The following is a 21,537-nucleotide window of genomic DNA, read 5'->3' on the forward strand; positions in this document are numbered from 1 at the left end:
GCCCGACGTCATGCCTGGTGCCTCCGTCCTCCACGCCCCCTCGCAAATCTGCAACACCAATTCAGAGTTGGCCGGCAGCGCTTGACGCCTGCAGCCGCGCGTCATTAGATTCGACGCGTACTCCTCGCCGATTAAAGGGCGCGGTACCGGAAAGAAGCCGAAGCTGGAGGTCCCAATGCACCGAGTCACTTCTCAAGAAACCCAGATCCGAATTTTTGAGAAGCTGATGGATTATGCGCACATTGAATCTGGGCATCCTCGCCCATGTAGATGCAGGAAAGACTAGCCTTACGGAACGACTGCTTTTTGATACCGGCGCGATCGACAAGCTCGGCAGCGTCGATAGCGGCAACACCCAGACCGACAGCCTTGAACTGGAACGACAGCGCGGCATAACGATTGCCGCCTCCGTCGTGTCGTTCAACCTTGGCGACCTGGTCGTCAACCTTATCGACACCCCCGGACACCCGGATTTCATCGCCGAAGTCGAGCGGGTGCTGCAAACACTCGATGCCGCCGTGGTGGTCGTCTCGGCGGTGGAAGGCGTGCAGGCGCAGACGCGCGTGCTGGTGCGCGCCTTGCGTCGGCTTGGCGTCCCTTTCCTGTTCTTCGTCAACAAGATCGACCGCCTCGGGGCGCGTCCCGCCGAGGTCATCGACGAGATCGCTAGCCAGCTCGCGGTCCGCCCTGTCGCGATGTCGGTGGCGATCGACGCCGGCAGCCGGAACGCGAGAGCGGAGGCAATCGACTTTGAAGAGGAGCCATATTTCTCCGCGCTCTCAGAAGCGCTTGCCGCCAACGACGAGACCTTGCTCGACGACTATGTGCTGGCGCCCGAGCGCCTGACCGTCGAGCGGCTGAGGACGGCGCTCGCCGCGCAGCTTGCCGCCGGCCTTCTGCATCCGGTCTATTGCGGCATCGCCATGACCGGCGTCGGTGTGAAGGACCTGATCGCCGCGATCGAGACGCTTCTGCCGAGCAAGCAGCCGGCGTCGGATGCGCCGGTCGCGGGCAGGATCTTCAAGATCGAGCGCGGCTGGGGCGGTGAAAAACTCGCCTTCCTCAACCTGACGTCGGGCACGGTGGTTGCGCGCGACTATCTCGCCCTTCCCGCCGGTGCGGCGAAGGTCACGAGCATCCAGCTCTTCGATCAGGGCCGCTTGCAAAAGGTCGATCAGTTCACGGCCGGCCGCATTGCCAAGATCGGTGGGCTCGCCCAGCCCCGCATCGGCGATCAGGTCGGGACCGGCACAAGCACCTCCGGCGGGTTTCACTTCGCGCCGCCGACGCTCGAAACCCTCGTGCGGCCGACGCGCCCCTCTGACAACACGGCGCTGTGGCTTGCCCTGCAGCAGCTGGCCGAACAGGACCCGTTCATCAACCTGCGCACCAACGACGATGCCAGCGAAATGTTCGTCTCGCTCTATGGTGAGGTGCAGAAAGAGGTGATTGAGGCCACCCTGTCCGTCGATTTCGGCCTCGGCGTCATCTTTGAGGAAAGCACCGTCATCCGCGTCGAAAGACCAGTCGGAACCGGAAGCGGCATCGAGATCATCTTCCGGGAGCCGAACCCTTTCCTTGCCACGGTCGGGCTCAGGATCGAACCGCGGCCGGCAGCAGCGGGCAACAGCTTCGCGCTGGAAGTCGACGTGGGCCAGATGCCGGCGAGCTTTTACAGGGCCGTCGAGGAGGCCGTTACAGAGACGCTGAAGGCAGGCCTCTTCGGCTGGCAGGTGATCGATTGCCACGTCGCCATGACGGCTGCGCGCCAGACATCGCCCGCCAGCACCGCCGTCGATTTTCGCAGGTTGACGCCCCTGGTCCTCGCCGCGGCGCTATCATCCGCCGGCACGGTCGTCTGCGAGCCGATCGACCGCTTCCACCTCGAAGCGCCCGCATCGACCTTGACGGCCATCCATGCGCTCCTCGCAAAGTCTGGCGCATCGACGACGGATGCGGTGATCGATGGCGGTATCGCCAGGCTGACGGGGATCGTGCCATCGGTAATCGTCCAGAGCGTCCAGCGACAATTGCCGGGGCTCACGAGCGGAGCCGGCGTGCTTGAAAGCACGTTCGATCACTACGCGCCGATCTCAGGCGCGCAGCCGTCCCACCCCCGATTGGGCAGCAACCCCTTCGATCGGGCCGATTATCTGAGGAGCTTGCGGTGAGGCTCGAAGGACCCGTTTGCCCGGCGAATAATGCGGAGGTTTCGCTTTCCCCGCTTGGCGCGGGGAAGCGTTGGGGTTGAGCGGCAAGGCCACCCTGAACATGACTTCAAAGGCATGGCTTCGAGGGCCCCCTTTGTCGCTGCGCCCACAAGCTCGCTCGGATGAAGGTCGTTTTATCCGAGCGGCGGCTGCCCCGGATGCCGTAGCAGCAATGGATACCCAAGACTGCGAAACAGCCGATCAGAACGACAGGCGGTTGTTGGACCAGACCGGGCCGAGGCGCTCTTCTTCCTTAAGCGTCGCGGAACCGTAGGAGAAGCGCAGGCCCCCGAAGATGGTGCTGGTGTCACCGGAGACCGATGCGCTCAGCCCCGACAGCTCCTCGTTGGTGTATTTGTAGCCGGCAAAGAGCGTGACCGGGAAAGCGTCCAGCCGGTAGTTGGCCGTCAGCTTCAGGCTGCGCAGATCGTAATCCAGGTCGTTTTCGCTCATGCGATGAAGCGAGCCGTCGACGTCGAAGCGCAGGTTGTCGGTCGCGTAAATGCGGGCACCGAGCGAGCCCATATAATGATCGGCGTCGATGTCGTCGAAGTCTTCCACGCTCGCCTGGCCGTAGCCGACCGCGCCATGCAGCGTCCAGGTATCGAGGAAATAGGCCCCTTCGACGCCACCCATGTAATCGTTGAGATCGACGCCAATGCCCGGGTCGAGGCGTGCGCCTTGCACGAAGACGCCGGCCGCATAGAGATCGTTGCGGTAGTAGCCGTGCAGCGCGCCGTCATAGCTGTTGGTATCGACGTCTTCATAGGACGCGCGCGTGTAGCCGAGATCGACCTGCAGGTTCAGGCCGGCACCGGCATCGAAGTTCACGGCGCCGCGCAGGTCCCATGCATCCGTATCGATATCACCGGGTGTATCGACGCCGGCTCCATAGGAGCCCTCGATGTAGCCGACGATGCCGCCGGATGCTTGCTCCACCGGCACTTCATAGGCGTCCTGCGTCCCGACCAGCGGACCGTCGATATCGGCAGCCGCCGCGAGCTGAACGCTTGAAAGAAGAAAAATGACGAAACCGCTCGCCCTGACCATTGCCCCACTCCGGTTAAAACCCCTGAGAACAGGTAAGCAAATATGGTTAATACAATCTCTACGGGAAACCGACCGAGCGGGGACCGCTAACGGCGCCACGGTTCGGACACTGTGGTAGCCGCTCATCCGGCATGCGGGCTGCTTTCTTCCCGCTCACCGCCCAACACTTGCGGCTGCCCCTCATCCGCCCGGTGAGGGCTTGCCCCTCATCCGGCCTGCCGGCCACCTTCTCCCCGCGCGGGGAGAAGGGCACGCGTGGCGCCCGCTCGCCTCGACAACAAGCGCCACAGTTTCACTCCGGGCTAATTGGTTTGCCCCCGACTAAACCCCGTTTGACCCTGACTGCGGCCGCGTTCGAAAACGCCGCGAACCGGGCTCGTCCCCTCTCCCCGCTTGGCAGGGAGAGGGTTAGTCCTCGGGTTAAACCCGAGGAGAGGGGCAAGCCCACCCTTAACCGTCAGCAGAGTGACGTCCCTACTGCTTGGCGATCTTCTCGCGCAGGCGCTCGTCCTGTGCGGCGATCTCGGGCGTCAGTGCGTCGCCGAAATCGGCGGCCTCGAAGACCGGGCGGATTTCGATTTCGCTCGGGCCCGGCATCGGGTTCGGGCAGCGCTTCACCCAGGCGATCGCCTCGTCCATGTCCTTGACCGTCCAGATCCAGAAGCCGGCGACCAGTTCCTTGGTCTCGGCGAAGGGGCCGTCGATGACCAGTCGATTGGGCCCGTCGAAGGCGACGCGGGCGCCCTTGGAGGAAGGATGCAAGCCTTCGCCCGCCTGCATGATGCCGGCATTGACCAGTTCCTCATTGTACTTGCCCATGGCTTCGAGAAGCTCGGTCGTCGGCATCTTGCCCGCTTCGCTGTCCTCGGTCGCCTTTACAAAAACCACTACGCGCATCGTCCAATCTCCTCTGTCACGCCGGTCCCGGTCGTTGCGACCCCTGGGGGTATCGGCGCGGTGAAACCCAGATAGTGAGAGCGGTTTGCGGGCGAAAGGCCCGCGCGGATTTTTTTCCTATCCCGCTCCGGTGGAGGAAGCCAGATTGGCCTCCCTGGCTAAATGACGAACGGGCAACGATGGGTCCGACATCGCTGGCGAAATTTTTCAGGAAAAATGATGATGTGGAGGGAGGCGAACGGAAAGCCAAGGCCAGCCTGTCCATTGCCGCCCGTCCTCGTAGGCTCCGTAGGCTCGGCGGTCGCAGCACCCTCCACCCTCATCTCTGTGCTCGTCACAGAGATCCAGCCGCCGTGCGTCGGCACGGCGGGAGATGGAGTGCCAACACTCGACATTTGGAAGATCTCTCGCGCCGCCGACGCGGCGCGGCTGGATTCCTGTGACAGGCACAGGAATGAGGAGGCCTTGATGGGCGTCCCACTGCCCAATGAACGAACAAGGGCCACGCCGCGCCAGCATGGCCCCTGTCATCGTGCGTTCTCTCCGACCGAAAACCTCGGCCACAGCACCCTACTGCACCTGCTGATGCAGCTCCGCCAGCGCCTGCCTCAGATCGTCGATCGGCGTCTGGTTCGCCATCTTCTTGCCTTCCAGCTCCGGCGGCATCTTCCAGCCGGGGTCGATGCCTTCCATATTGGGCAGCTCATGCGCGATGCCCTTGTGGCAGTCGATGCAGGTGGCCTTGCCCGAGAGCAGATAGCGGGTATGGATCTCGGCCGCCCGCTGCGTCTGCTTCTGCAGGTCCATGGCGACGGAGGAATGGCAGTTGCGGCATTCCAGGCTGTCGTTGGCCTTCATGCGCGCCCATTCGTGCTGCGCCAGCTCCAGCCGTTTTTCGAGGAATTTCGACCTTGTGTTGATGGTGCCGAAGATCTTGCCCCAGACCTCCTTCGACGCCTGCATCTTGCGGGCGATCTTGTCGGTCCACTGGTGCGGCACGTGGCAATCCGGACAGGTGGCGCGCACGCCGGAGCGGTTGGAGAAGTGGATGGTGCGCGTCAGCTCCTGGTAGACGTTGTCGTGCATCTCGTGACAGGAGGTGCAGAACTTCTCGGTGTTGGTGATCTCCAGCGCGGTATTGAAGGCGCCCCAGAACATCACGCCGCCGATGAAGCCGCCGAGCGTGAGGAAGCCCAAGCCCAGCGTGCCGGCCGGCGTCGCCATGATGTGCCAGGCCCAGAGGATAAGTTTCCTGATCCATGCGATCATGATGTCACTCGCTTCCGGCCGGCTTGAAACCCAACTCGCTCATATCCTTGAAAGTGCTCGGCACCAGCGGGCTGGTGTCCGCCTGCGGCACATGGCAGGCCGTGCAGAAATAGCGCCGCGGCGAAACGTCGGCGATCATCTGCCCGTCGCGCGTCATGTAATGGGTGACGCTGATCATCGGCGCGCCCGAATCCTGGGTGAATTCGCGCTTGTGGCAGGAAAGGCAGCGGTTGGCATTGACCGAAAGCTCGTAGCCCTCGATCGAATGCGGGATGACCGGCGGCTGGTCGGGATAGGCGCGCATCTTGCGCTTGTCGTCGACCACCCATTTCGGCAGCGGTGCCGCGGCTTCGGTGGCCATCTGCGGCGTCGGGCCTTCGAGCTGCGGCACCAGCTTTTCCGCAACTTGAGCCACGGCGGCGGTGGTGACGAACACCATCAGCCCGGCGGCCATCGCCATCCAGACGGGCCGCTTCGGGCCAGCAAAGGTGCGAAGCGGACTTGCCTGAGGAACTGCCCCGAAACAAAGAGACAGGACGTTTCCGCAAATCCGCTTCAGCCGAGAAAACCCTAGAGGGTGACGGGAACGATCTTGACCGCGCATTTTTTGAAATCCGTCTGTTTGGAGATGGGATCGGTGGCGTCGAGAGTGACCTTGTTGATGAGCTGGCTCGCGTCGAACCAGGGAACGAAGATGACGCCAGGCGGCATGCGGTTGCGGCCGCGGATATCGACGCGCGAGCGGATTTCGCCGCGCCGCGAGACGATGCGCACTTCCATGCCCTGGTTGATGCCGCGCTTGCGCGCGTCCTCGGCATTCATGAAGACGCGCGCGCCCGGAAACGCCTTGTAGAGTTCCGGCACCCGCATGGTCATCGAGCCCGAGTGCCAGTGTTCGAGCACCCGGCCGGTCACCAGCCAGGTGTCGTACTCCTCGTCGGGGGATTCGGCCGGCGGCTCGTAGGGCACGGCGAGGATGATCGCCTTGCCGTCCTTGTTGCCATAAAACTTCACGCCCTCGCCCGCCTTCACGTAAGGGTCGAAGCCCTCGCGGTAGCGCCACTTCGTCTCCTGGCCGTTGACGACGGGCCAGCGAAGCCCACGCACCTCGTGATAGGTGTCGTAGGGCGCCAGGTCATGGCCGTGGCCGCGGCCGAAGGTGGCATATTCCTCGAACAGGCCCTTCTGGATGTAGAAGCCGAAGTCCTTCGCCTCGTTGTTGTCGTACTCGGCGCTGACGTCGGTGATCGGATAGCGGTCGACCTCGCCGTTCTTGAACAGGACTTCGAACAGCGTCTTGCCGCGATATTCGGGGCTGGCGTCGAGGATTTCCTTCGGCCACACCTCGTCGGTTACGAAGCGCTTGGAGAATTCCACCATCTGCCAGAGATCCGAGCGCGCCTCGCCGGGCGCCTGGACGAGCTGGTGCCAGACATGAGTGCGCCGCTCGGCATTGCCGTAGGCCCCTTCCTTCTCCACCCACATGGCCGCGGGCAGGATCAGGTCGGCGCTCATCGCCGTGATCGTCGGATAGGCATCGGAAACGACGATGAAGTTGTCCGGATTGCGATAGCCCTGCCAGGTCTCGTTGGCGGTATTGGGTCCCGCCTGGACGTTGTTGTTGACCTGCACCCAGTAGAAGTTGAGCTTGCCGTCCTTCAGCATCCGGTCCTGCTGCACGGCGTGATAGCCGGGCTTTTCCGGGATGATGCCGTGCGGGATGCGCCAGATCTCCTCCGCATGCTTGCGGTGCTCGGGATTGGTCACCACCATGTCCGCCGGCAGGCGGTGCGCGAAGGTGCCGACCTCGCGCGCCGTGCCGCAGGCCGAAGGCTGGCCGGTCAGCGAGAACGGGCTGTTGCCGGGCTCGGAGATCTTGCCGGTCAGAAGGTGCAGGTTATAGACCATCTGGTTGGCCCAGACGCCGCGCACATGCTGGTTGAAGCCCATGGTCCAGAGCGACATGACCTTGCGGCTGGGGTCGGCATAGAGCTCGGCAAGCTGCTTCAGGAATTCCGGCTCGACGCCGGTCAGTTCGACGGTCTTTTCCAGCGTGTATTCCGAAACGAATTCCTTGAACGCCTCGAAATCCATCGGCTCGGTCTTGCCCGGGTCCTTGGAGTTGGCGGCATTGACCTCGACCGGATTGTCGGGCCTCAGGCCATAGCCAATGTCGGTGACGCCGCGGGCAAACTTGGTGTGCTTGCTGACGAAGTCCTCGTTGACGCGGCCAGTCTCGATGATGTGGTTGGCGATATAGTTGAGGATCGCCAGATCCGTGCCTGGCTTGAAGACGATCGGGATGTCGGCCAGGTCCATGCTGCGATGGGTGAAGGTCGAAAGCACGGCGACCCGCACATGCGGCTGTCCGAGGCGACGATCGGCGACGCGCGTCCAGAGGATCGGGTGCATCTCCGCCATGTTCGAGCCCCAGAGCACGAAGGCATCGGCGTTCTCGAAATCGTCGTAGCAGCCCATCGGCTCGTCCATGCCGAAGGTGCGCATGAAGGCGACGGCGGCAGAGGCCATGCAGTGGCGGGCATTGGGGTCGAGGTTGTTGGAGCGGAAGCCCGCCCGCATCAGCTTCGTCGCGGCATAGCCCTCGAAGATCGTCCACTGGCCGGAGCCGAACATGCCGACCGCCGTCGGCCCCTTCTCCTTCAGCACCTTCTTCGCCTGCTCGGCCATCACGTTGAAGGCCTCGTCCCAGCTCACCTGCTCGAACTCGCCGTCCTTGGCGTAGGCGCCGCCGCGCTTGCGCAGGAGCGGCGTCGTCAGCCGGTCGTTGCCATACATGATCTTGGAGAGGAAATAGCCCTTGATGCAGTTGAGGCCGCGGTTGACCTCCGCCTGCATGTCGCCGTGGGTGGCGACGACCTGGCCCTCCTTCACCCCCACCATCACGCCGCAGCCCGTGCCGCAGAAGCGGCACGGCGCCTTGGACCATTTGATCTCCAGCGCGTTTACACCGCCCGGCACCGGCTGTGCGGCGGCAGGCAGCGTTATGCCGGCCGTGGCGGCGGCGATGCCGGCTGCGTGGGCTTTCAGAATGTCACGCCGCGTCAGTTGTCCGCTCATGGCTCCTGCCTTTCCTCTTCCATTTCGACATGCTCGAAAACCATGTTGGCCGAGATCACCCCATCAAGCAGCGAGATCTTCGTCAGGCACTCGCCGAGCTGGCCCGTGCTTCTGCCTTCGATGACGACGACGATCTTGCCGCCGCCGTGGCCGTGGATTTCGACGTTTTCCATTCCTTGCAGCGTCTGAAGGATGCTCTCGGTGCTGTCAGGCATCGTGGCGACCACGGCGCTCGAAATGTGATAGGGCGTGCCCGCCTTTGCCGTTGCGGCCTCAGACATGAGCCACCTCCGCTTCCATTGCCTTGACCGCGATCGCGCTGACCGGGCAGCCCGAGAGGCAGGCGCCGCAACCGGTGCATTTGGCCTCGTTGATCTCAGGCAGGAACGGCCCGCCGATGCGCGGGCGAAAGCGGATCGCCTGCTCCGAACAGCTTTCGCCGCAGGACTGGCAGGCGACGTTGCGGCGCGCCAGGCACGTATCGGTGATCGCGGCGACATGGGGGAAGCGCCGCACGTCCTTTGCCTCGAACACCGGCTGAGGACAGGCTTCCTCGCAGGCGCCGCAAAAGGTGCATTCGCCGCGCGAAAAGTCGACGAAGGGGAGACCGTCTGCGAGACGGATTATGCCGGTGGGACATCGTTCCCCGCAGGCGCCGCAGCCGGTGCAGGCCGCAAGGCTTGCCTCCGAAACACCGGGCGGCCGGATGCGGGCGGGCTTTGCGGCGGCGCGGCCGGTAAAGAGTTCACGGCGGGAAAGAGGTTCGATGCCCATGGCCAACCTCAATGTCCCGGAGGACCAGGCGGCCCGAAGATGATCTGCAGCATCCAGACGAGGAAGCCATAGCCGCCGACGATGCCGACGGCGACGATCGGCCAGATGCCGAAGGCGAGCACCAGGAAGGTGAGCAGCTCCGCACGCCGCGAGCGCGGCGGCCTTTCGATCGGCTGTGGCTGAACGAGTTCTGGCATTTCTGCGTCCCCCAACACAATCTAAGGTAAGATGCGCCACCCGAAATAAAAATCAATCCCGTAACCGGCAGATGACAAGAATGTATCCTGTTGCAGAATAGATAGCGAACTGAGCGGGTCATTGATCTGGGTCAAAACAACAGGATTCCAACGGGAAAATCGTCCGAAACTCTCGGATCGCGCGCCGAAATAACTCGCGAAGAACAAACAATTTTACGAGATTCGTTATGTTTAAAAGAATACATCGATTCAGGACCGATCGCCCGAGCCAGTCAAACAGCGCAAACGTCGGGCGAATTTCACGGACGGTGAACGCGGCGCTTGCTCGGCCGCAGCGCCTGACACGACCCCTCTTGCAACCCAGGGCTTTATCCCCTATCCCGAACGCATGACACAGCTTCTCGAAATCGGAACCGCGCGCGTGCTGAAATGCGCAAATGATGGCCCCCTTCTCAAGGTGCCGGGCGACGCCAATGATTTTCTCGGCGACGCCTGGGCGCATGAGGCCACCCTGGTGGCGATCCCTGTGGAACGGCTTGGGGCCGATTTCCTCGATCTTTCGACCCGTATTGCCGGCGACGTGTTCCAGAAGTTCGTCAACTACCGCATGCGGCTCGCCATCGTCGGCGATATCAGCGCCAGGCTCGAAGGCAGCAAGGCGCTGACCGATTTCGTGCGCGAGACGAACAAGGGAAATTCCATCTGGTTCGTCCCGGATTTCGAGACGCTCAGCGCCAGGCTTGCGAGCGCGCCGGTCGCCTGATCCCGGGCCGGCAAGGGATAGGAGAACGAGCACGTGGTTTGGCACGACCAAACCATCGTGATCCCGCATCCGTCCCTTGTCACGAGGCGTTACGAGAGCCCATGCTCGCTCCGCCCAACACCCGGCTCCCGGCCGCGATCGCCAGTGCGATCACGGTCAGCACACCCGCGACCACAAAGGTCACCCGCATGCCACCCGCGACCGCCTCCGGCGCGGCTTTGGCGATATCGCTTGCGGCCACGGCCAAGGCGAAGACCGCGCCCATGACCGATGCACCGGTGACCAGACCGAGATTGCGCGAAAGGTTGAGCAGGCCGGAAACGACGCCGCGCTGGTCCGGGCCGACGTCGGCCATGACGGCCGTGTTGTTGGCCGCCTGGAACAGCTGGTAGCCGGGCGTCAGCATCGCGATCGCCGCGATATAGCCGGCGACGCCAAGGAGATCCGGTAGCAGCGCAAGAGCAGCACACCCCGCGACCATTGCCACGAGACCGGCCGTCACCACCGATCGCGCCCCCAGCCGATCGACAATCCGGCCGGCGACCACGCCGCCGAAGGCCGAGATGACCGGCCCGACCGACATGACGAGCCCGACCGTCGCCGCATCGAGCCCGAGCCCGCGGGAGAGATAGAACGGCCCGACCACCAGCGTCGCCATCATCACCGTCGAGACCAGCACGTTGGTCGAAAGCCCGACGCTTAAAGCGGGGTCGCGAAACATCGACGGCCGGACGAGCGGCGAGGCGACCTTCGTTTCGACCAGCAGGAACAGCCCAAGCCCGAGAGCCGCGGCCGAGAGCAGCACGACATTGAGCACGCCGAAACTGCCGCGCCCCAGCGTCATCGCCAGCGCATAGGCGCCGAGCGAAAACGCCAGCAGCAGCGTGCCCGGCACATCGAAGCGCGGGCGCTGCCCGCCCTCAGTCTTCCGGTCGGCCGGCAGATGCCGACGGACGAGAAAGAGCGCCACGAGACCAAGCGACACGTTGACGAGAAAGATCGCCCGCCAGCCCGGACCGGCAATCAGCGCACCGCCAAGCGAGGGCCCGAGTGCTGTGCCGACCGCCGACATGGTGCCGAGCAGGCCCATGGCGCTGCCGGTCCTCGCCTTCGGCACCGCCTCGCCGACAAAGGCCATGGTCAGCGCCATCATGATAGCGGCGCCGATCCCCTGCACCCCCCGCGCCGCAATCAGTAGTGCAAAGCCTGGCGTGAGGCCGCAAAGGACGGAAGCCGCGGTAAAGAGCGCGATACCGGCAATAAGCAGCCGCCGCCGGCCGACGATATCGCCAAGCCGCCCGACGCTGACGATCAGCGTGGTGATCGCCAGCAGATAGGTAAGCACCACCCATTGCACCGCCTGAAAGGACGCGCCGAAAGCGTCCGCCAGCGCCGGCAGGGCGACATTGGCGCTGCTGGTGCCAAGCGAGGAGAGCAGCATGGAAAGCGAGAGGCTGGCGAGCACCCAGCGAACGGAAGGCGCTAGAGCGGCCGGGGGCATGGTGGTGTCTGTCGAGGTCATCGGCCACCTCCCGCGCACAAGGCTTCGCGACGCGCAGTTCTCGCACAGAAAATCCCTTGAAAATAAAGAGTTAGAGCAACTTCGTGACTCTGTTTATGCGGCAATCCCATGCGATTGGACCGGGGCATCGGGGACATCGGAAAACGGCCAAGGGCCATGGGCGCCAGTCGGCGTGTAAGCATCGGGAAACCCTCCAAATTCGGTTCCCCGAGAACCTAATCTCCTGAAACATAGGGCGGAAGGCGCAGCATTTGCACTTCATTCGTGCGTTTGACGCCACATCATGGTCGAACTCATGCTATGAAAGGCCATGACCAGACCCGACCTCAACCTGCTCGTGACCCTTGATGTGCTGCTTTCGGAAGGCAGCGTCGCCCGCGCCGCCAGGCGCCTGCAGCTCAGCCCATCCGCCATGAGCCGGGCGCTGGCCCGGCTGCGCGAGGCGACCGGCGATCCGCTGCTGGTGCGCGCCGGCCGTGGCCTCGTGCCCACGCCAAGGGCCCTCGAACTCGCAGCCCGCGTCGGCCCGCTGGTCGAAGCGGCCGAAGCCTGCCTCCGCCCCGCCGAAAGCCTGGACCTGAAGACGCTTACCCGCACCTTCACGCTCAGGAACCGCGAGGGTTTCGTCGAGAATTTCGGCCCGGCGCTGATTGCCCGCGTAGCCAGGCAAGCCCCCGGCGTGCGCCTTCGCTTCGTGCAGAAACTCGACCGGGAAAGCAGCCCGTTGCGCGAAGGCAGCGTCGACCTCGAAACCGGCGTGATTGGGGAAGCGACAGGCCCGGAGCTTCGGGCGCAGGCCCTCTTCCACGACCGCTTCGTCGGCGTGGTGCGATCAGGCCACTCGTTTTCGAGCGGCGAGATCACCGCCGCCCGCTACGCCAGAGGCCGCCACGTCCACGTCTCCCGACGCGGCAACGACACCGGCCCGATCGACGCCGCCCTTCAGCCCCTCGGCCTCAAACGCGAGATCGCCACATCCGTCGGCAGCTTCTCCGAGGCCTTAGCGCTCGCCCGCGCCACCGACCTCATCGCCAGCGTCCCCGAACGCTACACCGGAACACTCCGCGAAAACCTCTTCACCTTCCCCCTGCCGGTCACCCTGCCCGAGATCACCATCTCGCTGATCTGGCACCCCCGCCTCGACGCGGATCCAGCGCACCGGTGGTTAAGGTTGTGTGTGCGGGAGGTGTGTGGGGGTGGAGCTGGAGGGATCCGCGGCTGATCTCACCTGACCAATGGACGTATCACTTGCATGTTCGAGGAATTAGGTCACGTCAGACTAACGGATGCGGAATAGGTCGAGCCAGCGATGATGAATCGTCAGCGGAAGATCCCGCGCTATCCCTACTGCATGTCTCCTTAAATCGACCTCGATCTAAGGACAAAGACGTGCAGCAAATCAAAGCGCTACAGCGACCTTTGGGCGTCTGATAAAAAACGCGGCGCCGTAGTGCCCCCAAACCAACGTGGACATTCGCCACGACCGATCATCCCCGCATCCTGACATCGATTGAGATCGGCCGGGGCTGCGCACCGGTCGTGTCTTAGAGACCGACGCCCGCAGGGTCCGGAGTTTGTTCGAAACACTCGATCAGCATTTCGGTGAGGACACGTACCTTCCTTGCGGGATGCTGCCCCGGCGGACGGATAACATATACACCTGCCGGAGGTGGCGGATGGCGTGTCATGACCGGAACCAGCGCGCCGGAGGCTATATATTCATGGGTGACGCCATCGGGGAGCCACGCGATGCCGAGTCCTGTCAATGCAGCGGCGGCGAGAGCTAGGGCGTTGTCGGCCTTGAAGCGCCCCCGCGGATAAACCGTAATGATCTTGTCGCCATCCATAAATTGCCAGCCCTCCGTTCCTTGCATGAGGGCCTGATGGGCGACGAGTTCCTCCAGCGTCTCGGGGGAACCATGCGTTTTGACATAGTCCGGGCTCGCGACCAACTTCCCGTAGATCGGCCCGACGCGTCTTGCGACCAGGTTAGAGTCCTGGAGATACCCAACCCGGATCGCGCAATCAAAGCCCTCCGCGATGAGATCGACGAAGCGATCACTGTAGGCGGCATGGATATGGAGCTGCGGGTGGCGTTGCGCCATTTGCGCGAGTACGGGCGCGAAGTGGGTCGGGCCGAAAGAAAGCGGCACAGCAACTCTCAAGCGGCCGCAAAGGTCACCGGCGGGTAGGATCGTTTCCCTTGCCATGTCGATCTCGGCACAGACTCTGGCTGCATGGTCCCGAAACGTGATCCCGGCTTCTGTGAGAGCTGCGCCGCGGGTTGTTCGTGCAAGAAGTTGCACGCCAAGTTCCGCTTCAAGTCGGACGAGCCGCCGGCTGACCATTGACTTGGAGACGCCCAGCCGCCGCGCGGCGGGCGAAACGCCCCCAGCATCAGCCACTTCCACGAATGTCCGCAGATCTTCGATATCCACTTTGGCGTTCCCCATTTCGCGACACAGCTTGGCACAAACGAAGGCTACCGTATCAAAAATGGGAATGGCAGTGTCCGTTTCGTAGGCAGCGCCGCTGTCAGCGCATGTCTGCCGGTAAGCCGACCTCACACAAAACGCCAGCAGAGGATGTATTCATGACCTTTCGTAACGGCCTTGCTTCGCTTCTTCGCCCGGAGGATTCCGTACTCGTTCTGATTGACCATCAGCCCTACCAGCTCGCAAACCTAAACAGCCACGATCCGCAGATGGTGGTCAACAATTCGACGGCTCTGGCGAAGGCCGCCAAGGCCTTCGGCGTACCGACCATCCTGACCAGCGTGATCGCTGAGCGTGGCGGTCTCATCTTCCCGCAAATCACCAATGTGTTCCCGGGCCAGGAAGTGATCGACCGGACGTTCATCAACACCTGGGAGGACCGGAAGGTGGTGGATGCGGTCAAGGCGACGGGCCGCAAGCAGTTGATCATCGCCGGCCTGTGGACCGAGATCTGCGTCGCGATGCCGGTGATCCAGGCCCTCGGCGAAGGCTGGGACGTGACGGTCATCACCGACGCTTCGGGAGGGACTTCGGTCGAGGCTCACGAGGTCGCTATCCAACGGATGATCGCGGCCGGTGCGAACATGATGACCTGGCTGGCGCTGGCGTCCGAATGGCAGCGCGACTGGGCCCGCACCCAGCATGCCGCCGAGCTGACGGACGTGCTCAAGCATCATGCCGCTGGTAGCGGCATCGCGTTCCTGTGGGAGCAACAACTGCTCAACACGCCGATACCGAGCAACGCAGGCTGATCCGTGGCGAATTCTCAAGGCTGCCCATTTGAGCGGCCTCTGAAACTGGGGCTGGTCGCTAGAAACGCGACCAGCGTCGCTAACTGGAATTGCAGTTTTTCCGGCTTTGGCGGTCAAAATTCCAGAAAATCGTGGCGAGCTACAGTCGTTTTTCCGGGCGCCACCAGGGCGACCGTCATCGCGCAATGCCCGTCGCCTGGCGTCGAGACAGCTCACCCCGCCCCAGCCTTGGTGAGCCCCTCACGCAAATGCTGCGCATCGCTCTCCTGCGCATAATGCAGCGTCGAAAGAAACGTCTCGATCCCAAACGTCGGCGCCAGCGTCCGAACCTTCTCCATATGCGCGTTCGCCGCAATGTTGTCGCCGAGCCAGCCGTGGCAGGCGGCGACGAAGGCGTGTTGCGTCTCGTCCATGCTCGTAAGATGCATGAAGGCCTCGATCGCCTCGCCATATTGGCGGGCGGCGAAATGGGCCTTGCCGAGGTGGCTCCAGAACCGCTCCGGATGATGCGGGTTGAGGCGCATGGCCTTCAGGATCCATTCCACCCCCTCTTCGGGCCGTCCGAGCCAGGTCAGGAGTTCGCCCTGCTGCACCACGACAAGGTCGTAGTTGGGGTTGAGGAAGAGCGCCCGCTCCTGGTGATAGCGCGCCATCGTCAGCTCGTTGTTGTTGACGTTGACGGCCGCAAGGATGCGGTGCACGTCGGCGTCGTTGTCGTCGAGCGCCAGCGCCCGTTCCAGTTCGGCGTTGACCTCCACCCAGGTCGCGTCCTTGTCGGCGCACCATCCGTAGACCCAGGCCTGCCCGAGGATGCAGGCCCGCCAGGCATGGGCATGGGCATAGCCGGGGTCGAGTGCCACCGCCCGGTCGATCAGCGATTGGGCTTGGCTGTTGTCGGCGACGGTGCTGCGATGGTGCAGCACCTTGGCGGCGAGCGCGCATTCATAGGCCGCCATGTTGGCCGGCTTCGTGCGGGAGAGCTGGTCGCGCTGGGCGGCCTCGACGCGGCCCGGCAAGGTGGCGGCGATCGCCGCCGTCACCTCGTCCTGAATGGCGAAGATGTCGTCCAGCTGCCGGTCGTATTTGTCGGCCCAGATATGGGCGTCGTTGAGCGCGTCGATGAGCTGGACGGTGACGCGCACCCTCTCGCCGATCTTGCGAACGCTGCCTTCCACCAGGTATTGCGCCCCGAGCCGTGCGGCCACCTCGCGCGCGTTGACCGGCTGGTTCTTGTAGACGAAGCTCGAATTGCGCGAGATGACGAAGAGCTCATGGCGGCGCGACAGCGCAGTGATGATGTCTTCGGTCAGGCCATCGGCGAAGAACTCCTGATCCGGGTCGCCGCTCATGTTGTCGAACGGCAGCACCACGATCGTCGGCTTGCAGACGGCCCTTTTCGCATCGGCCTCGTCGGGCGAAGCCGGCAGGATCACGCCTTCGGGCCCGATGCGATAGAGATGCACGGGGCGGCTGATGTTCTTCAGTATCTTCTCGCCAAGGTCTTCGATCGGCAGTTCGAGGCGGTCGGCCACCTGTGTCGCCACCGCGGCGGTCACGCAGATGCCGCCGACATCGGCCAGTTGCTCGATGCGCGCGGCGATGTTGACGCCGTCACCGAAGATGTCGTCGTCCTCGAAGATGATGTCGCCGAGATTGATGCCGATGCGGAATTCGATCCGCCGGTCCTCCGGCACGTCGCTGTTGCGCCGCTTCATGCGCTGCTGGATCTCGACCGCGCATTTGACCGCATCGGTCACGCTCTGGAACTCGACCAGCATTCCGTCGCCGGTGGTCTTGATCAGCCGGCCCTTGTTCTTGGCGATCGCCGGATCGATGAGCTCGATGCGGTGGGTTCTGAGCCGCGCAAGCGTGCCCGCTTCGTCGGCCTCCATCAACCGACTGTAGCCGGCCATGTCGGCCGCCAGCACTGCGGCGAGTCTCTGCTCCATGGGCTTGCCAAACACTTTGAAAAGCGGCCCGTTCCGGGCTTCCGGACCAAGGAGATCACCGCAGAATACTATCGTACGGCGACGCGATCGCCTACCTAAATTAGCACTCACCAAATCAAGAGGGAGCAAGTGTCCGGAAGCAACCCGGCGCTGCGCATCATTCGATTGCGGCATCGAGCGACGAACCAGGCGGTCGAGGCTTCTCGAAAGCTGCTCGCGAAGCAAGCCTGGGTCAGAGCAGATTCCCGTTCAGGTCGTCGAGCCTTGGGGCCTACGGTGCCGTCTCCACTTGACATTAATTGACTTAGGCAACTATTTATATGCTCACGGCAACTTTATGAAGGCGTCACCGCATGTCTCCGCAACAAATCGACGACCGCGCCCAGACGGTGCGGCGCTTCAACCGGTTTTACACCCGCCTGATCGGCCTGCTGCACGAGCACCTGCTCGCCAGCGCCTTCTCGCTGACGGAGGTTCGCATTCTCTATGAACTGGCGCACCGGCCGGCGCTGACGGCAACCGACCTCTGCCGCGAACTTGGCCTCGATGCCGGCTATCTGAGCCGGGTCATCGCCGGCTTCGAGAAGAAGGGACTGGTCGAAAAGACACGCTCGCCGGCGGACGGCCGGGTCGCACAGCTGGAACTGACGGAAGCGGGGCGCGCGACGTTCCAGCCGCTGGAGGATGCCTCCCAGCGCGAAGTCGTCGCCATGCTGGAAAAGCTCTCGGTGCCGGAACAGCGGCAACTGGTCGCCGCGATGGGCGAGATCGAGAGCCTGCTGCGGGACGAGCGGACGCCAGGCTATATCCTGCGCGATCCGCAACCGGGCGACATGGGCTGGATCATCCATCGCCAGGGCGCGCTCTATGCGCAGGAATACGGCTGGAGCACCGAGTTCGAGGCCCTGGTCGCGGAAATCATCGTCAAATACATGCGCGACTACGACCCCGCTTCGGACCGGTGCTGGATCGCTGAAAAGGATGGCAAGGTGGTCGGCTCGGTGTTTCTCGTCCGGCACGACGCAACGACGGCAAAGCTCCGGCTACTCTATGTCGAGCCGAGCGCGCGGGGCCTCGGTATCGGCCGCCGCCTGGTCGAGGAATGCATGCGACACGCCCGCCTTCAGGGCTACAGGCGCATGGTGCTGTGGACCAATGCCGGCCTCGACGCTGCCCGCCACATCTATGAGAAGGCCGGTTTCGCGCTGATCGAGGAAGAGCAGCACCACAGTTTCGGCAAGGATCTTACCGGCCAGACGTGGGCACGCGATCTGTGAGGATCTTGCCGGCGGCTTGCACGCGACAGAAGGCCGAAGGCCATGTCGTCCCGCCGGGCGCACCCGTTTACTGCGTTTGCAGTGATGGGGCACGCACCGGCGAGCCGCTGACGAGGCTGAACGTCCCGTCACAGAGGCGGTAGAATCCGTTCTGCGGAACCGGCAGTTCCAGCATTTCCCGCCGCGAGAGGCCGGCATAGACGCCGCGCACCAGCCGGCCAAAGAGCCCGTGGGATATCGCGACCGTCGGCCCCTTGATATCGGCGAGCCAGCTCTTTGCCCGGGCGCAGGCTGCGTCGAAGCTCTCTCCATCCGGCGATCGAAAGTACCAGTCGAAGGCGTCGGAACCGTCGAGCACGCCCGGAAACTCGTTGTCGATCTCGAACATCGTCAGACCGTCCCAGGAACCGACGGAAACCTCCATCAGGCGTGCGTCCTCGCGACGCGCCAGCGGCAGCACGCGCTGCACCCGCTCCGCTGTTTCCCGTGTTCTGCCGAGGGGACTGACGTGCAACTCGACAGTATGCGGATCGTCCGTCATTTCCTCCAATAGCAGCCGCGCAACGAAATCCGCCTGCTCAAGCCCGCGTCCGGTTAGTGGCGAATCCTGCTGCCCCTGGAAGCGGCCAAGGGTGTTCCAGACGGTCTCGCCGTGGCGCAGAAGGTAGATCACGGTCGGCACAGCCGACTTTGAAAGGGAAGCGTTGGTTCGGTCCACCGGAGTTTCGCTCAGAACAAAGGGATGGAGAAACCGGCTAACAAGGTAGCCCAAATAAGTATGCCCATAGGATAGCCATAGAGTAATTTTTCCCGAGGCGACATCTCAAAGTCAGGATCGGTCGAATCTCCCTTGTACATCTTCGGCCCGAAATCGACGGTAAAATCCCAGCCATTGCCTTTGTAAAAGCGCAATGACCAGATGAACCAATAGGTTTCCCGGATCAGAAATGCGGCGAGTACAGGTACGACCAAGTACAGTACGTAAACGGGGTCTTCGTTCTTCAGCAAGATGATTCTCTCACTCCACCGGATCGAGAATATCCGGCGTATCGTTCTTCGGCGAGCCCACCTTGCTGCCGATCTTCCACATGGTCATCAGATCAGGCGGAAACGGTTTCATCAGGTCAGGGGCTTCCGGCTCTGGCGAAAGCCAGCGCTCGTAGTCCTCAGGGTGAAGGATCACCGGCATGCGGTCGTGGATATCGGCGATCATGGCGTTGGCATCGGTGGTGACGATCGCGAAGGTGCGGATATCTTCGTCGGTTGCCGGGTCGCGCCATGTCTCCCAGATGCCGGCAAGGCAGAAGGGTTCGCCCGATTTCATGGCGATGGCATAGGGCTGCTTGTCCTTGCCGGTGCCGTGAATGTCCTTCCACTCGAAGAAGCCGTCGATCGGCACCAGGCAGCGGCGCCGCTGATAGGACGAACGGAACTTCGTCGCGATCGTGTCGCTGCGCACGTTGACGAGCGGCCGCCCTGCCTTCGGATCCTTCGTCCAGCTCGGGATCAGCCCCCAGCGCGCCGAAACGAAGACCGGGCCGAAGAGATCGGGATCGCGGATCACGTCGCGGATGATGATTGGATAGATCAGCGTCGGCGCGCCGTTATAGCGCGGAAACTGGTTGGCGAGCGCTTCGACGCCGCCGCGCGTCGCAAAGCCGAAGGCGCGCAGCAATCCCTCGAGATTGGTCTTCAGATAGACGCGTCCGCACATGATCGCTCCTCTGGAACCGGCGGCAAAACGAACGGCAGCATCGGCTTTGCGCATTCAACAGGCGCCGGAGCCGCAGGCAAAAGGTATAGCCCGGCCGCTCCGGGTCAACGGCCGTAGCCCATGGCCCTCTCCGGGCTCCAAGAAGTTTGGCGCCAGCGCCCTCTTCTAGCGCGTCACTTCATCTTCTCGACATCGGGCAGCTTCCAGCTCTTTTCGAACAGCGGCTTTTCCGGGCCGTAGAGCCTGAAGAGCAGCTCGAACTTGCGGCTCGGATCGACCGGCACCCAGTTGGCCTCCTTGCCCGCTGGCGCCTTGGCGCCGAAGAAGACCTCGACCGAGCCGTCGGCGTTCTTCTGAACGCCTGACCCGATCGAGGCGACACTTGCCTTGTCCATGTTGCGGATCAGAGCATGGGTCTCGCGGTCATAGGCCGTCACCGACCAGTATTGCTTGACCGGCGCATCCTTCGGCACGACGAGGCGATAATTGGCGCTGCCGTCGAAGGCGTTGCCGTCCTTGTCCTTGTTGGCCGTCAGGTAGAACTGCGCCGTGCCGATATGCTTGATGCCGGTGAAGCCGAGCGTGTAGGTCACGCCGCGGGCGTCGACCGGATAGCTGTTCGGGTCGGCATAGGCGTCCGTGGCGGCCGCCACCATGTCCGGCAGGCCGGCCGGAAACCAGCGGATGCCCTCGTTGATCACAGGGAAGCCAGCGTCATAGCGTGCGGAAAGCTCGGCCTTGGCCTCGGCGGCCGCCGCGTCGAGAAGCTTCTTCGTCTCGTCGCTTGGCTGGTAGGGCTTGCCCTTCTCGATCCCGAGCGTTTTCAGATGATCGATCATCACCCGGTCGCGTTCGAGCCAGGGCTCCGTCTGCACGACGCGGTTCAGGTTGTCGAAGAATCTCGCATCGTAGCGGATGGTGCTGTCGAACAGCACATCATAGGCGTCTGTAAAGACCGTTTCCGGCGGCTTGTCGGTCACCGGCATCGGGTAGATCTTGATCTTCTTGCCATAGGCGACCGATTTTTCGATATCGGCGTCGGCATGGCTCTTCAGGTTAGAGCGCAGCAGCGCAAAACCTGTGAAGGTGTCCGAGCGAAGCGGAATGAAGCCCTCCGGCACCTCGCCCATGTAGTCCGGCGGCAGGATCAGGTACTTGCCGCCCTTGCCCTTGTCCGCTCCCTCCGGCCCGGCATCCTCAAGCGGCATCTGCCAGGCATTGACGATGTTGCCGGCGATCGATCCGCCTTCTGCCGGCGGGATTTCGATGACGATGGGTCCGTCCTTCACGTTCCAGAACGACATGAAGTAGATCGCGTCCGGGTTCGGCGTCAGCGTCTGGTTCTTCCAGTTGACCGGCCGCGACCAGTAGACGATCTCGTTGACCTTGGCCTTGGTCTTCGAAAGCGCCTCCTGCAGCATCAGGTCGGCGTTGACCGCCGGCATGCCCCAGATGACCGCCTCCGTCGCCCGGCGCTCGACGGCGCGGCGCTGAAGACTTTCCGGCGAAACGTCCTGTGCGACGACACTCGCCGTTCCGGCAAGGAGCGCAAGCGCTGTAAAGGCAACCCGAAGCATGTGGATCCTCACT

At 63.2% G+C, this 21,537-nt stretch carries 20 protein-coding genes; 5 read left to right on the forward strand and 15 right to left on the reverse strand.

Going from position 1 to position 21,537, the window contains the following annotated elements; genetic code table 11:
• The first annotated feature begins 233 nt into the window (after positions 1–233).
• Positions 234–2,171, forward strand: coding sequence for an elongation factor G (locus AC070A_RS01575; RefSeq protein ID WP_112994459.1), 1,938 nt, complete (start codon positions 234–236; stop codon positions 2,169–2,171).
• Positions 2,172–2,411: 240 nt separating this feature from the next.
• Here the strand turns inward: AC070A_RS01575 and AC070A_RS01580 are convergent, their stop codons facing one another.
• The 8 genes from AC070A_RS01580 to napE form a co-directional block, all read right to left on the reverse strand.
• Positions 2,412–3,260 (reverse strand): porin family protein, encoded by an 849-nt coding sequence (locus tag AC070A_RS01580; protein ID WP_057253830.1) that lies wholly within the window; start codon positions 3,258–3,260, stop codon positions 2,412–2,414.
• A gap of 474 nt (positions 3,261–3,734) precedes the next feature.
• Positions 3,735–4,157, reverse strand: coding sequence for a YciI family protein (locus AC070A_RS01585; protein ID WP_057253827.1), 423 nt, complete (start codon positions 4,155–4,157; stop codon positions 3,735–3,737).
• Between the two features lie 570 nt (positions 4,158–4,727).
• Positions 4,728–5,426, reverse strand: a complete 699-nt coding sequence (locus tag AC070A_RS01590) for a NapC/NirT family cytochrome c (RefSeq protein WP_057253825.1) — start codon at positions 5,424–5,426, stop codon at positions 4,728–4,730.
• A 4-nt stretch (positions 5,427–5,430) separates the two neighbouring features.
• Positions 5,431–5,886: a nitrate reductase cytochrome c-type subunit gene (locus tag AC070A_RS01595; protein WP_057253823.1), complete on the reverse strand. Its 456-nt coding sequence runs from the start codon at positions 5,884–5,886 to the stop codon at positions 5,431–5,433.
• Between the two features lie 110 nt (positions 5,887–5,996).
• Positions 5,997–8,504: a periplasmic nitrate reductase subunit alpha gene (napA, locus tag AC070A_RS01600; RefSeq protein ID WP_057253821.1), complete on the reverse strand. Its 2,508-nt coding sequence runs from the start codon at positions 8,502–8,504 to the stop codon at positions 5,997–5,999.
• A complete protein-coding gene (locus tag AC070A_RS01605) occupies positions 8,501–8,785 on the reverse strand; it encodes a chaperone NapD (protein ID WP_057253819.1) in 285 nt (94 codons plus the stop codon). The genes napA and AC070A_RS01605 overlap by 4 nt, the downstream gene beginning before the upstream one ends.
• Complete coding sequence (gene napF, locus AC070A_RS01610; protein ID WP_375293055.1) at positions 8,778–9,284, reverse strand: ferredoxin-type protein NapF; 507 nt, start codon at positions 9,282–9,284, stop codon at positions 8,778–8,780. Before napF ends, AC070A_RS01605 begins: the two co-directional genes overlap by 8 nt.
• A 2-nt stretch (positions 9,285–9,286) precedes the next feature.
• A complete protein-coding gene (napE, locus tag AC070A_RS01615; RefSeq protein WP_057253815.1) occupies positions 9,287–9,475 on the reverse strand; it encodes a periplasmic nitrate reductase, NapE protein in 189 nt (62 codons plus the stop codon).
• Positions 9,476–9,863: 388 nt separating this feature from the next.
• On the opposite strand from napE, the gene AC070A_RS01620 reads away from it, so the two are divergent.
• Positions 9,864–10,238 (forward strand): DUF4180 domain-containing protein, encoded by a 375-nt coding sequence (locus tag AC070A_RS01620; RefSeq protein ID WP_057253813.1) that lies wholly within the window; start codon positions 9,864–9,866, stop codon positions 10,236–10,238.
• 79 nt (positions 10,239–10,317) lie between these two features.
• Here AC070A_RS01620 and AC070A_RS01625 read toward each other — a convergent pair whose 3' ends face one another.
• A complete protein-coding gene (locus AC070A_RS01625; RefSeq protein ID WP_113479424.1) occupies positions 10,318–11,760 on the reverse strand; it encodes an MFS transporter in 1,443 nt (480 codons plus the stop codon).
• A gap of 310 nt (positions 11,761–12,070) precedes the next feature.
• Here AC070A_RS01625 and AC070A_RS01630 point away from each other — a divergent pair, with 310 nt between their 5' ends.
• Positions 12,071–12,982: a LysR family transcriptional regulator gene (locus AC070A_RS01630; protein WP_057253809.1), complete on the forward strand. Its 912-nt coding sequence runs from the start codon at positions 12,071–12,073 to the stop codon at positions 12,980–12,982.
• 322 nt (positions 12,983–13,304) lie between these two features.
• On the opposite strand, the gene AC070A_RS01635 is transcribed toward AC070A_RS01630, so the two are convergent.
• A complete protein-coding gene (locus AC070A_RS01635) occupies positions 13,305–14,198 on the reverse strand; it encodes a LysR family transcriptional regulator (protein WP_057254416.1) in 894 nt (297 codons plus the stop codon).
• Between the two features lie 155 nt (positions 14,199–14,353).
• Between AC070A_RS01635 and AC070A_RS01640 the strand changes: the two genes are divergently transcribed.
• Entirely contained in the window at positions 14,354–15,007 is a 654-nt protein-coding gene (locus AC070A_RS01640; protein WP_057253807.1) for a hydrolase, read from the forward strand.
• A 212-nt stretch (positions 15,008–15,219) separates the two neighbouring features.
• On the opposite strand, the gene AC070A_RS01645 is transcribed toward AC070A_RS01640, so the two are convergent.
• The gene (locus tag AC070A_RS01645; protein ID WP_057253806.1) at positions 15,220–16,956 is read right to left on the reverse strand and encodes an adenylate/guanylate cyclase domain-containing protein; all 1,737 of its coding nucleotides are present in this window, start codon (positions 16,954–16,956) and stop codon (positions 15,220–15,222) included.
• A gap of 353 nt (positions 16,957–17,309) precedes the next feature.
• Here AC070A_RS01645 and AC070A_RS01650 point away from each other — a divergent pair, with 353 nt between their 5' ends.
• The gene (locus AC070A_RS01650) at positions 17,310–18,233 is read left to right on the forward strand and encodes a bifunctional helix-turn-helix transcriptional regulator/GNAT family N-acetyltransferase (RefSeq protein WP_057253804.1); all 924 of its coding nucleotides are present in this window, start codon (positions 17,310–17,312) and stop codon (positions 18,231–18,233) included.
• Positions 18,234–18,300: 67 nt separating this feature from the next.
• On the opposite strand, the gene AC070A_RS01655 is transcribed toward AC070A_RS01650, so the two are convergent.
• The 4 genes from AC070A_RS01655 to AC070A_RS01670 form a co-directional block, all read right to left on the reverse strand.
• Complete coding sequence (locus tag AC070A_RS01655; protein WP_057254414.1) at positions 18,301–18,906, reverse strand: histidine phosphatase family protein; 606 nt, start codon at positions 18,904–18,906, stop codon at positions 18,301–18,303.
• Between the two features lie 56 nt (positions 18,907–18,962).
• On the reverse strand, positions 18,963–19,241 hold the full coding sequence (locus AC070A_RS01660) for a hypothetical protein (RefSeq protein ID WP_057253802.1): 279 nt from the start codon (positions 19,239–19,241) through the stop codon (positions 18,963–18,965).
• Positions 19,242–19,251: 10 nt separating this feature from the next.
• Positions 19,252–19,947, reverse strand: coding sequence for an SOS response-associated peptidase (locus AC070A_RS01665; protein WP_057254411.1), 696 nt, complete (start codon positions 19,945–19,947; stop codon positions 19,252–19,254).
• Between the two features lie 173 nt (positions 19,948–20,120).
• On the reverse strand, positions 20,121–21,524 hold the full coding sequence (locus tag AC070A_RS01670) for a DUF1254 domain-containing protein (protein ID WP_057253800.1): 1,404 nt from the start codon (positions 21,522–21,524) through the stop codon (positions 20,121–20,123).
• Positions 21,525–21,537 lie beyond the last annotated feature (13 nt).

The sequence above is a fragment of the Ensifer sp. GW101-20A05 genome, from assembly GCF_059424735.1.